The 11,258-nt window shown below is 72.4% G+C and carries 9 protein-coding genes; 4 read left to right on the plus strand and 5 right to left on the minus strand.

Annotation, left to right across the window (positions count from 1 at the left end; translation table 11 throughout):
- The 3 genes from HII36_RS49535 to HII36_RS49545 all read right to left on the minus strand — a co-directional run.
- On the minus strand, positions 1–1,380 hold a 1,380-nt coding region (locus HII36_RS49535), incomplete at its 3' end, for a serine/threonine-protein kinase (RefSeq protein WP_173530368.1).
- 113 nt (positions 1,381–1,493) lie between these two features.
- The gene (locus tag HII36_RS49540; protein WP_217370934.1) at positions 1,494–3,896 is read right to left on the minus strand and encodes a serine/threonine-protein kinase; all 2,403 of its coding nucleotides are present in this window, start codon (positions 3,894–3,896) and stop codon (positions 1,494–1,496) included.
- A gap of 85 nt (positions 3,897–3,981) precedes the next feature.
- A complete protein-coding gene (locus tag HII36_RS49545) occupies positions 3,982–4,620 on the minus strand; it encodes a pyridoxamine 5'-phosphate oxidase family protein (RefSeq protein WP_173530369.1) in 639 nt (212 codons plus the stop codon).
- 35 nt (positions 4,621–4,655) lie between these two features.
- Between HII36_RS49545 and pdxR the strand changes: the two genes are divergently transcribed.
- Both pdxR and HII36_RS49555 read left to right on the plus strand, forming a co-directional pair.
- The gene (pdxR, locus tag HII36_RS49550) at positions 4,656–6,116 is read left to right on the plus strand and encodes a MocR-like pyridoxine biosynthesis transcription factor PdxR (protein ID WP_173530370.1); all 1,461 of its coding nucleotides are present in this window, start codon (positions 4,656–4,658) and stop codon (positions 6,114–6,116) included.
- A 40-nt stretch (positions 6,117–6,156) separates the two neighbouring features.
- Positions 6,157–6,876 (plus strand): hypothetical protein, encoded by a 720-nt coding sequence (locus HII36_RS49555; protein WP_173530371.1) that lies wholly within the window; start codon positions 6,157–6,159, stop codon positions 6,874–6,876.
- Here the strand turns inward: HII36_RS49555 and HII36_RS49560 are convergent.
- Together HII36_RS49560 and HII36_RS49565 are read right to left on the minus strand one after the other, a co-directional pair.
- Positions 6,827–7,978, minus strand: a complete 1,152-nt coding sequence (locus tag HII36_RS49560; RefSeq protein WP_217370935.1) for a DegT/DnrJ/EryC1/StrS family aminotransferase — start codon at positions 7,976–7,978, stop codon at positions 6,827–6,829. The two genes, HII36_RS49555 and HII36_RS49560, sit on opposite strands and share 50 nt — an antisense overlap.
- Positions 7,975–9,057 (minus strand): GNAT family N-acetyltransferase, encoded by a 1,083-nt coding sequence (locus tag HII36_RS49565; RefSeq protein ID WP_173530372.1) that lies wholly within the window; start codon positions 9,055–9,057, stop codon positions 7,975–7,977. The genes HII36_RS49560 and HII36_RS49565 overlap by 4 nt, the downstream gene beginning before the upstream one ends.
- Positions 9,058–9,214: 157 nt before the next feature.
- Between HII36_RS49565 and HII36_RS49570 the strand changes: the two genes are divergently transcribed.
- Both HII36_RS49570 and HII36_RS49575 read left to right on the plus strand, forming a co-directional pair.
- Positions 9,215–10,243, plus strand: a complete 1,029-nt coding sequence (locus HII36_RS49570; RefSeq protein WP_173530373.1) for a phosphotransferase family protein — start codon at positions 9,215–9,217, stop codon at positions 10,241–10,243.
- Positions 10,240–10,992, plus strand: a complete 753-nt coding sequence (locus HII36_RS49575; RefSeq protein WP_173530374.1) for an SDR family oxidoreductase — start codon at positions 10,240–10,242, stop codon at positions 10,990–10,992. The genes HII36_RS49570 and HII36_RS49575 overlap by 4 nt, the downstream gene beginning before the upstream one ends.
- Positions 10,993–11,258 lie beyond the last annotated feature (266 nt).

Raw genomic sequence — 11,258 nt, forward strand, 5'->3', positions numbered from 1 at the left:
CTTCCGCGACCCGTCGCGGCTGCTGTCCAAGCTGCCCGCCAAGATCGCGATCGGCGCGGTGGCGATGGTCGTGACCGTCGGCGTGGGCGTCGGCTTCTTGGTCTTGACCGGCGGCTTGGTCGTCGTCTTGACCGGCGTGGGAGTGGCCGTCTTGGTGGGCTTGACGGTGTTCTGCGGGTAGACGGGGGCGGCGCTCGTCGTCGTCTCGTCCGGCACCGGGGTGTCCTCGACCGGCGGCAGCTCCTCCGTCGGTTCCTCGGTGGGTTCCTCGATCGGCTCGTCGAGCAGGTCGGTGGGCTCGGCGCTGGGCGTCACCTGCGACGACTGCGCCCGCAGCACCGGCTCCTCGTCGCCCGAGTTCACCAGCACGATGGCCACGCCGACGGTCACGACCATCGCCACCGCGCCGATCGCGATCTTGGCGGGCAGCTTGGACAGCAGCCGCGACGGGTCGCGGAAGCGGGTCTCGGCCAGCGCGGTCTGCACCTCGGCGGGAGCGTCCGGGGCGGTCGGGAACAGCATGAGCAGCAGGCCGGCGAGCGCGATCAGGCGGCGCTTGCCGCGCTCCTCCCAGTCCGGCCCGTACGCCTCGGCCGCGACGGCCTCCAGCTCGGTCAGGAACGCCTCGGCCGACGGCGGCCGTTCCCTCGGGTCCTTGGACAGACCGCGCTCGACCAGGCCCTGCAGCGGCGCGGGCACCTCCTCGACCGGCGGCGCCGCGGTCTGGTGCTGGTGTGCCAGCGCGGCCATGTTGGTGGCGCGGTAGGGCCGGGCGCCGGTCAGGCACTCGAAGAACACCACGGTGGCGGCGTAGACGTCGGTGGTGGGCGCGGGCGAGCCGCCCTGCCACTGCTCGGGGGCCATGTACGGCGGCGTGCCCGCGACGGGCGCGCCCTCGCCGGCCCGCACCGCGATGCCGAAGTCCACCAGCTTGCTGGCGCCGTCGGCCTGCACCATCACGTTCTCGGGCTTGAAGTCGCGGTGGACGACGCCGAGCGCGTGGGCCGCGGCCAGGCCCTGGAGCGATCCCTTGAGCACCAGCAGCGCGGCCTCGGGCCCGGTCGGGCCCTCCGACCTGAGCAGTTCGCGCAGCGAGACGCCGTTGACGAGCTCCATGATGATGGCCGCGCCCTGCCCGGACTCGACGTAGTCGATGAGGCGGGCGTGGTGCGGGTCCTGCAACGTGCCGAGCATCCTGGCCTCGTGCCGGAAACGGGCGACGAACCCGACGTCGGACCTGAGCTCGTCGGACAGGTACTTGACGGCCACTTCCACGCCGTCGTGATCGCGCCTGGCCAGGACCACCCGGCCGGCGCCACCTGTGCCGAGCTCACGTACCTCCGTGTAGCCGGGGACCCCCCACTGCCCATCGCCGTACATAGCGGTCTCCTCTGGAGTTGCCTGGGCCCCCACCCGTATCAACCGGACCGTAGCTTAACCACTGCAAATCACTTTCCCGCTATCGATATCCCGATAAGTCCTGAAATTGGTGGTCAGCGGGGCGTGTCGGGTGTGTCCGGTTGAGGGGTCTTGGTCGCCGGCGGCTCCTCGCACGCGGGTGTGGGCCCACCTGCTTGATCACTGCCACTGCCACCGGGAGCGCGTGCCGCGGCCCGGACCGACCAGGTCGCCCCGCAGGGCACCTTGGGGAAGACGAAACTCACCGTTTCGAGATAGGAGAGCCGCCCGGACAGGGTGATCCGCCGGGTGGCCGCGATCGTGCCGCCCATGGCGAACGCGACGTTCAGCGTCACCGGCTGCTCGTTGACCGTGGTGACCGAGACGGTGGCGGTGGCCGCCCCGCGGGCGCCGAGCACCGAGCGGACGATCGAGACCTGCCGCACCCCGGCCGGGCAGGGGATCGTGTCGCGGGCCGTGGCCGTCCTGCCGCCGGCGCGCACCTGGACGGAGACCGTCCCGCCGCACGGCCGGGTCTTGAACGTGTGCGTGAACGTCCGCGCGTACGACCTGCGTCCCGACAGGTTCGCGGTACGCGCGCCGACCCGCTCACCGCCGAGCGAGAAGACCGCCTCGACCGGGATCGCCTCGGTGCCGCTCGCGGTCACCCTGACCAGGGCGCGGGCGGCCCGGCCAGGCGCGGCGGCCATGACCACCGAGGCGCGCAGACCGGTCACCTCGGTCGGGCAGGGCGGCACCGCGGCCGAGGCCGTCTTCGCGCCGCCGGGCGCGGCCGGGGAGGTGGTGACGGTGAGCGTGACCGTCCTGCCGCACGGGCGCTCGCCCATGGCCCAGGACAACGCCCGGCTGTACGACGTCGCCCCGGCCAGCCGCATCCGCTGGGTGCGGCCGGGGGTGCCGGGGGCGGTCCAGGCAGCGGTCACGACGACGGGCGCGGTGCCGTTCACCCGCAGGTTCACCTGGCCGGCGGCCCGCGCGCCCGTCACGGTCACCCGGCCGATCCCCAGCGCGAGCACGGCGGGCGGCGGCGTCGGGGTCACGGTGGGAGTCACGGTCGGGGTCACGGTGGGCGTCACCGTCGGGGTCACTGTGGGCGTCACCGTCGGAGTCACGGTCGGCGTCTGGGTGGGGGTCTTCACCGGCGTCGTCGTCGGTGTCTTCGTCGGCTTCTTCGTGGGCGTCTTCGCGGGCGTCTGCCGCGGCGTCGTGGCAGGCGGGTCGGTACCCACCGGGTCCGTGCCCACCGGGTCGGTGCCCGCCGGGTCGGTGACAGCGGGCGGGAGAGCCGGCGGGCTCTCACCCGAGGTGAAGGACGGGCTGGGCTCCGGACTCGACTCGGGCGTCGGCTGGGGCTCCGGGGTGGGCGAGGCGATGGCCGGCTCGGTCGTCCCCTGGCTCAGCGTGGGCCCGGCGACCGCCGCCCCGGCGGGCGCGGGCTCGACGCCCCGGCCGCGTACCGCGACGACCACGCCCACGGTGACCAGCAGCGCCACCCCGGCCGCCAGCCCCACCCGCACCGCGTTGCCGTGCACCCTGCGCAGGCCGCGCAGCCCGCGCAGCCCGCGGAACACGGTGTGCGCCAGCGACGTGCCGACCTCGGGCGGCGGCGCGTCGGGGGTGGGCAGCAGCAGCGCGAGCAGGGCCACCAGCTCGGCCAGCCGCCGCCGGCCGCGCCGCTCCCAGTCCTCGCCGTACGCCGCGGTGGCGGTGTGCTCCAGCTCGTCCAGGAACGCGGCCGCGCCGGCCGGGCGCGCGCCGGGGTCCTTGGCCAGGCCGCGCCGCACCAGCTCGCGTACCGGCTCGGGCGCGTCGTGCGACGGGACAGGCGCGTGGATGTGCTGGTACCCCAGCACGCTCGGCTCGGTCGAGCGGTACGGCCGATGTCCGGTGAGGCATTCGAAGAAGACCGCGGTGGCCGCGTACACGTCGGTGGCCGGGGAGGCGGGCAGGCCGTTCCACAGCTCGGGCGCCATGTAGCCGGGTGTGCCCTCCGGGTGCGTGGCGGCACCCTGGCGGACGGCGATGCCGAAGTCCACCAGCTTGCTGGCGCCGTCGTCGCGGACCATCACGTTCTCGGGCTTGTAGTCCTTGTGCACCAGGCCGGAGGCGTGCGCCTTGGCCAGCCCGAGCAGCGAGCCCTTCAGCACGACCAGCGCCGCCTCGGGCCCCGTCGTGCCGTTCTCGCGCAGCAGCGCGCGCAGCGACACACCGTTGACCAGTTCCATCACGATGGCGGCGCCCTCGTGGTCCTGTATGTACTCCCACATCGTGGCGATGTTCGGATCGCGCAGCGCGGTCAGCAGGCGAGCCTCGCCCTGGAAGCGCGCCAGCGCCGCCGGGTCACGACGGTAGTCGGCCGACAGGTACTTGATCGCTACCTTGACGCCCGTCTCATCGTGCACGGCCAGCGCGACGCGCCCGCTCGCGCCCGCGCCCAACTGCTTGATCTCGGTGTATCCGGGAGCGCTCCACTCCATTTGCCTCTCCCATCAGGAGTCGGCCCACCTGATGAGACGTGTGATCTAGGAGTCTGGTTTGCCAGGTGGTTCCGGAATTATGGAACTACTCCCGTTCGACAATGTGAACAGGCGCATCGATACCTTCTGGGAGCACCGGATCGGGTACCGGCTCGCCCCACGAGGTGACCAGCGGCAGCACTCCGGCCCACACCGGCAGCGCGTAGTCCTCGGGCTCGTCCTGCGGCGCGCCCCTGCGGATCTTCACCGACGCCTCCGCCAGCGACAGCGCCAGCACGGCCGTGGCCGCCAGCTCCTTGCGCGAGGGCGGCCTGGCGTAGTCCCACTGGCCGGGCGCGAGCTGTTCGGACAGCGCCCGCAGCGCGTCCAGGCGCTCCTGCTCGTCGGTGACGAGCCTGGCCTGGCCGTAGATGATCGCCGAGCGGTAGTTGACCGAGTGGTTGAAGATCGAGCGGGCCAGCACGATGCCGTCCACGTGCGTGACCGTCACGCACACCTCGGTACCGTCGCCGGCCCGCAGCGACTTGGCGCCGGTCGATCCGTGCAGGTAGAGCGTCTCGCCGATCCTGCCGTAACCGGTGGGCACGACCATCGGGTGCCCGTCGGTCACCACGCCCAGGTGGCAGAACAGCCCGGAATCGAGCACCTGGTAGAGATCGTTCCTGTCGGTGCTGCCGCGCTGCTTCTCGCGGCCGAGCCTGGTGCGGGGAGTGGTGGAGAGCATGGTTCGACCCTAGGGCGGAAGTGGACCTATCCTGTATGGCCACTATCGGACCCTTCACGGAGACCACTTTCGTGCGTACCCACGCCGACCTGCCGGTATCCCTCGATCGAGGCGCGGCCGTCCCGCTCACCACGCAGCTCGCCGACTGGTTGCGCGGGGCCATGCTGTCCGGCACGCTCGCGCCGGGCGAGCGGCTGCCGTCCTCGCGGGGCCTGGCCGCGCAGCTGGCGGTGAGCCGTACCGTGGTGACCGAGGCGTACCAGCAGCTCTACGCGGAGGGCTGGCTGGAGGGGCGGCACGGCTCCGGCACGTTCGTGGCCGCCATCGGGCGCGCTGGGCACCACCCGCCGCGCAAGGACCCCGCGTACGCGCCGCCCCCGCCCCCGCCGCCGCGCAGGACCGACGGCCGGATGATCGACCTGACCCCCGGCGAGCCCTGGGTGCTCGACTACGACCGGGCGGCGTGGAAGCGGGCCTGGCGCAAGGCCGCCGACCTGCCGCCGGGCGCCGCCCCCGACCCGTACGGCCTGCCCTACCTCAGGGAGCTGCTGGCCGACCACCTGCGCAGGGCCAGGGGCGTGGCGGTCGGGCCGGAGAACGTCCTGGTCACCAGGGGCACCGGCAACGGGCTCGACCTGTGCGCGCTGGCCCTGCTCGGTCCCGGCGCGCGGGCGGGCGTCGAGGACCCCGGCTACCACGTGGCCCGTACGGTCTTCGCGGCCAGGGGCGCCGAGGTCGTGCCCTGCCCGGTCGACGAGGACGGCGTGATCGTCGACGACCTCCCCGACGACCTGCGCGTCCTCTACACCACCCCGGCGCACCAGTACCCATTGGGCGGCCGGCTGCCGATCCCGCGCAGGGAACGGCTGCTGACCTGGGCCAGGCGCACCGGCGCGACGATCGTCGAAGACGACTACGACGCCGAGTTCCGCTACGACGTGGCCCCGCTGCCCGCGCTGTACGGCCTCGACCCGTCGCGGGTGGTGCTGCTCGGCACGCTGTCGAAGGCGCTGGCGCCCGACGTCGGCGTCGGCTGGCTGGTGGCCGAGCCCGCGCTGGTCGACCGGGTCGCCGCGCTGCGGGAGAAGGTGTCGGACCGGACCAGCGGGCCGGTGCAGCAGGCCGTGGCCACCCTGCTGGAACGCGGCGACCTCGACCGGCACCTGCGCAGGATGCGCCTGGAGTACGCCCGCCGCCGCGCCGTCGTCGTGGAGGTGCTCGGCCGGGTCTGCCGGCTGCGCGGCGACACCGCCGGGCTGCACGTGCTGGCCGAGCTGCCGCTCGACGCGGTCTCCCGGGTGGTGGCGGCGGCCAGGGAGCGCGGCGTGCTGCTCGACTCCACCGAACGGCACCACCACGGCAGGCAGCGCCTGCACGGCCTGGTGATCGGCTACGGCTCGGCGTCGGTGGCCGACGTCAGGCGCGGCTGCGCGATCCTGGCCGGGCTGATCGGCGAGAGCATCGGCTCGGATGCTCAGCGCGAACTGAGTACCTGAACGCTACCGGCGGGTAACGTCCGGGGCGCACGGTGGTCACATGAAATGGTGGTTACTGCTCGCATCGCTGCTCGTCACGCTGATCACCGCGTGGCTCGTCCTCCGCGCGGGCGTGGCGCTGTCCACGGTCGTGTCCCTGGCCGCCGGCGCGGTCAGCCTGCTGTGGCTGGTCGTCATCCTGGTCGTGCCGTGGAACGTGTGCTTCGCCGCCCGCCGCGTGGTCCACGAGATCCAGGTGTCCAGGGAGGTCGGCGTGCCCGTCGCGGGCCGCCGCGAGAACGAGGCCAGGAGCATCGCCAGGCGCATGCTGGTGCTGGCCGTCGCCCTGCACGTGGCCTCGGCCGCCGTCATCGCGGTGCTCACCTACTTCTCCGGCGTGCACATCGGGTACTACTTCTCCGGCTTCTACCTGCTCGCCACCGGGTTCAGGCCGGCCGGCGCGTACGTGTCGCACCTGCGCGAGCGGGTCTCGACGCTGGGCGAGGAGATCCGCTACCCGCGGGCCGACGTGCTCACGCTGCGGTCGCGGGTGAGCAAGCTGGAGGAGCTGGCCAACCGGCTGCAGCAGGACGTCAGGGACCTGGAGGGCGAGCTGGGATCGGCCAGGAACGCGCTGGAGCTCGCCGACCACGACCTCGACCGGCGCGTGACGCTCATGGTCCGCCGGTTCTCCGAGAAGGTGGACGGCCTCAGCGACAACGCCGAGCTGATCACCGGGCTGAAGGCGTTCCTGCGCCTGGCCCGTTCGGACCTGACGTAGGCCCGGCCAGCCCGCGCAGGACCGGCAGGGCCCGGTCGGCGTACACCGGGTCGACGGGCAGCACGTGCCTGGCCCACCAGCGGGCCGGGCCCGGTTCTTCGGACGGCTCGGTGAATTCTGGCGCGTAGTCGTCGTAGGGCGGGTCGTACAGGTAGCCGGTCGCCACGCCGTGCCGCTCCAGCCTGGCGATGGCCGCATCGCGCTCGGCCACCAGCAGCGGGACCCGGAACAGCGGCTGATCGAGCTGGTCGAGCACGCCGGGCGCGACCGTGGGCAGCTCGGCCAGCCGCGCGATCCCGGCCAGCCGGCGGCCGCGCTGCCCGGCCACCGCGGCCAGCCGCCGCGCCTGGTACCAGCGGGCCAGCGGCCCCCGGCGGGCGCGGTAGTCGTGCAGGTCGGCCCGGACCCACGGGTCGAAGGGCGGCAGCTCGGGCACCTGCTTCATGGCCAGGTCCAGCGAATCCTCGGCCAGCGCGATCCGGTAGCCCTCGCGTTCCTCCTGCATGCCCAGCGCACGCATGAGCCGCAGCGCCGGGCGCACCAGGTTCAGCCGCAGTGCCGCCTGCCTGGCCATCGAACTGGCCACGGACATCAGCTCGGCGTGGAAGGCGCCGGGCACCAGCAACGCGTCGCGGGCGCGTTCCAGCGCGCGCAGGTCGGACAGGTCGTCCACGGCCAGCACGCCGCCCGAGCCCGCGCCCGGGTGCTTGGACAGGCTGAAGACCCCGGCCTGGCCGAACGTGCCCAGCGGCCGGCCGCCGACGCTGGTCTCCAGCGCGTGCGCCACGTCCTCGATCAGGATCTTTCCCGGGAAGGCGGACACCTGGTCGGGCAGGCCGTACAGGTTGGTCGTCAGCACGGCGTCCACCGTGTCGAGGTCGACGCGCGCGGCGTCGATGTTGCCGTCGCGCGGCGACAGCGGCGCGATCACCGGACGCAGGCCGGCCGCCAGCACCAGGAACAGGATCTCGTCGGCCGAGATCGGGGACATGAGCAGCCGCTGCCCCGGCGTGCACCAGTGGCGCAGCGCGAGGTAGAGGCCGAGCCGGTTGGACGGCAGGAGCAGGCAGCGGCGCCCGGTCCGCTCCGCGATGAGCTTCACCCTTGCAGGACCGTACGCAACCGTCCGAAGGTTTTCAACGCCTTGTCGGCCGTCTTGTGCAGGATCGGGTTCGCCAGCACGGTGGCGCGGGTCTTGCGTACCGGCACGCGCATCATCCAGTGCACGCCGGCCGCCGGGCCGAGTGTGGCCACCCGGCCCTCGGCCACCTGCAGCTCGCCGTTCTTGAGCTTGTCCTTGTACTCCTTGTCGCCCCGGCCCATGTCGATCACCTGGATGCCGGACGCGGCGGCCTGCTCGGCCATCGCCAGGTGGTGGATCAGCCCGGGCGAGTATTTGGCGTAGCGGGTGTCGTAGGCGGGGAACCAGCCCACCAGCGTGGTCGCGGTACGCAGCCCGAAGTGCCCGGCCACCGGCTCGTCGCCGGCGTAGACCATGTCGAGCACCCCGGCGAAGTCGTCGGTCTGGGTGGCCAGCAGCCGCTCGACCAGCTCCACGATCCAGCGGTGGGCGAACCTGTCGGTGCGGCCGGTGCGCCGGTACTGGTCGGTCTTCCAGCTGAGCAGCGTGCGCAGCGGCGCCAGGTCGGTGGTCGCGTAGTCGTGCCTGACCGGCCCGGCGGTCCTGCCCAGCTTGCGCGACTTGGCCAGCGTGGTCTTGTACGTCTTGCCGGAGTGCTCGGCCAGGTAGGCGAGGTAGGCCGGGTGGCCGTCGCGCAGGTCGATGATCGGCGACGGGAACCGCTCGTGCCGCGCGTTCAGCAGCGGCTGGCCGGCGACCAGGTGGTCGAACTCGTAGACCGCCAGGCCGCACTCCTTGACCAGCCGGCGCGGGTCGATCTCCACGTCCTTGGCGTGGACCAGGCCCTGGGCGTCGGTCAGGCCGGCGGCCACCGGCTTGCCGATGCCCAGCGGGTGACGTTCGAAGGGGAGGAAGCCGACGATGTCGGGGCCGTCGTGGATGACCGCGACGCGCACGTCGTCACGTAGCTCGCCCACCGTGAGGGTGAACTCAGGAGACAGGAAGGGATTGTCGAAGGAGGGATCGGCCTGCTGCAGGGCCCGCCATCGGCTCACTTCGGACTGTCCCAGCTCTCCTGGGCGGGCAAGAGTGACGCGCATGGGCTCCTACTGACGGCATGCCCTCTCTTCGTGGCATGCGGGCAGACGTATTACTCACAGGTTAGGCGATCTCGACCTGTGCATATCCACGCGGATCTGGAACGTTACCGAACTCTCAGATGGTTTTAATGATCGAGCGTCGTTCTAGTCTGTGTCCATGACCGTACCTGGGATTGACCGGCCCCGGCTCGTGGCGTGGCTCGGTCGGCACGTGCCCGACGTGGGCGAGCCCCGTTCCGTCTCACTGATCTCCGGTGGCAAGTCGAACCTGACGTATCTGGTCGAGTGCGAGGGGCGCCGGCTGGTGCTGCGCCGGCCCCCGCTCGGGCACGTGCTGCCGACCGCGCACGACATGCGCCGCGAGTGGCGCGTCATCTCGGCGCTCGCCCCGACGCCCGTGCCGGTGCCCGAGCCCATCGCGTTCTGCGCCGACGAGGACGTGATCGGCGCCCCGTTCTACCTGATGGGCCACGTCGACGGCGCGGCGGTGCGCACCCGGGCCGAGCTCGGCGATCCGGGGCCCGAGCCCACCAGGCGGCTGTCGGAGCGGCTGGCCGAGGTGCTCGCGGCCATTCACGACGTCGACTACCGCGAGGTGGGCCTGGCCGACTTCGGCCGCCCCGAGGGCTACCTGACCAGGCAGCTCGACCGCTGGTGCCAGCAGTGGGAACGGTCGAAGACGGCCGACCTGCCGGAGTACGACCGGCTGGTCGCGCGGCTGCGCGAGCGGCTGCCCGCGGTGTCGGAGAGCACGCTGGTGCACGGCGACTACCGGCTGGACAACACGCTGGTGCGGCTCGATCCCGAGCCGGAGATCGCGGCGGTGGTGGACTGGGAGATGTCCACGCTCGGCGACCCGCTGGCGGACCTGGGGCTCACGCTGACGTACTGGCAGGAGCCCGGGGACACCGAACGGGCCGGCATCCCGGTGGCCGGGGACGCGACGGTCGCGCCCGGCTTCCTGAACGCCACCGAGTTCGCCGCCCACTACGCCAAAGCCTCAGGTCGCGATATTTCAGACCTTGGGTTCTATGTCGCCTTCGGGAACTTCAAGCTGGCCGTCATCGTGGAGGGTATCCACGCCCGTTACCGCCAGGGTAAGACCGTTGGGGAGGGATTCGACCGCATCGGTGCTGCCGTGCCCACCCTGATCTCCCGCGCCCACCGCATCCTAGGAGCACCATGAGCACAGTTGCCCTGATCACCGGAGCGGCCAGCGGCATCGGCGCCGCCGTCGCGCGCCGCCTGTCGTCCGGCGGCGCCAAGTGCGTGCTGGTCGATCGCGACGCCGAAGGCGTCGAGCGGCTGGCCAAGGAGGTCGACGGCGCCTGGCTGGCCGCCGACGTCAGCACCGAGGAGGCCTCGACGGAGGCCGTGGCGCTGGCCGAGCGCCGCTACGGCCGGCTCGACCTGGTCCATCTCAACGCCGGCGTCTCCGGCGGCGTCGACCTGGCCGACTTCGACCTCGACCGCTACCGCGCGGTCGTCGGCGTGAACGTGGACGGCGTCGTCTTCGGCGTGCGCGCCAGCGTCCCGCTGCTCGTCCGCTCCGGCGGCGGCGCGATCGTGGCCACCTCGTCGCTGGCCGGGCTGGTGGCCTTCGACGGCGACCCGATCTACACCATGACCAAGCACGCCGTGGTCGGCCTGGTCAGGGCGCTGGCCGCGCCACTGGCCGCGCGGAACATCAGGATCGGCGCGGTCTGCCCCGGCTTCACCGACACCCCGCTGGTCGCCGAGGCACGCGAGATGTTCGTCAACGCCGGCTTCCCGCTGCTGACCGCTGAAGACGTCGCGGCGGCCGTCGAATCCGCCTTCTACGCCGAGACCCCGGGCACGCTCTTGATCGTTCAGCCCGGCCGGCAGCCGGTACCGTACCGGTATGCCGGAGTGCCGGGGCCGGCGGGCGGACAGCGGCCCCCGTCTTCAGACTGAGGCAAGTGACCTGCAAGTAGGTACGGATACCTTGAAAAGGGCCGGGCGACGCCCGGCCCTTGCTACGTGCGTGAGGTGGGTGAGGGTTCAGTGCTTCCGACCGACGGTCGACATGCCCGCAGACGATCGCCATGGCCGATCGCCCTCGGGGCAGGGCTGCTCGCGGTCGTGCTGGTCGCGGGGATCATGGTGTACGCGGCCATGCGCGCCGGTTCCAGGGAGGGTTTCAAGGGCAAGGACGTCGCCACCGTCGAGCCCACCCAGCC

Source organism: Nonomuraea antri, assembly GCF_013283785.1.
Taxonomy (GTDB): domain Bacteria; phylum Actinomycetota; class Actinomycetes; order Streptosporangiales; family Streptosporangiaceae; genus Nonomuraea; species Nonomuraea antri.